The organism is Bradyrhizobium sp. INPA03-11B (assembly GCF_040446015.1).
GTDB lineage: Bacteria > Pseudomonadota > Alphaproteobacteria > Rhizobiales > Xanthobacteraceae > Bradyrhizobium > Bradyrhizobium macuxiense_A.
On record NZ_JASGSR010000074.1, the window covers coordinates 1 to 731 of the forward strand.

Annotated in this window: 1 protein-coding gene; it reads left to right on the forward strand. The window is 64.3% G+C overall.

The annotated features are described in order from the left end of the window. Positions 1-731, forward strand: a 731-nt coding sequence (locus QMZ05_RS26700) for a DUF5801 repeats-in-toxin domain-containing protein (RefSeq protein WP_353703467.1), incomplete at both ends; no start/stop codon positions are given.

A 731-nucleotide genomic window follows, 5' to 3' on the forward strand; every position in this document is an offset into this window, starting at 1 on the left:
GGCTCCAGCCCGGACACCCATGAGGGCATCAGCCTGACCGGCGGCCTGGTGACGCTGACGGCGACGGTGACCGACAAGGACGGCGACAGCGCTGCGCAGAACCTCGATCTGAGCACCCACGTCACGTTCCATGACGACGGCCCGTCGATCTCGCTGAGCGGGAACGTCAACTCGCTGAACACCTTTGAGGCCTATCTGTCGGCCTCGACGAATGCCGGCATCAACGGTTCGACGCCGGACGCAGTGCCGACGCAAGGCCACGCGCTCGATAAGGAGAACTTCGCCGGCGCGTTCACGGTTGTGACCGGTGCCGACAACGCGACCACGGCCTATGCGCTGAGCATCTCGGCCAACGGGGTTGCGACCAATCTGATCGACAGCGCCTCTGGTCTCGCGGTGGTGCTTGACCAGACCGGCAACACGATCTCCGGCTATGTCACCGGCCATGAAAACCAGGCCGCGTGGCTGGTGTTCACGCTGACGGTGAACACCTCGACCGGTGACGTGACCTTGACGCAGGATCGTGCGGTGCACGAGCTCACCGCCTCCAGCCCGGACACCCATGAGGGCATCAGCCTGACTGGCGGCCTGGTGACGTTGACGGCGACGGTGACCGACAAGGATGGTGACAGCGCTGCGCAGAACCTCGATCTCAGCACCCACGTCACGTTCCATGACGACGGCCCGTCGATCTCGCTGAGCGGGAACGTCAACTCGCTGAACACCTTTGA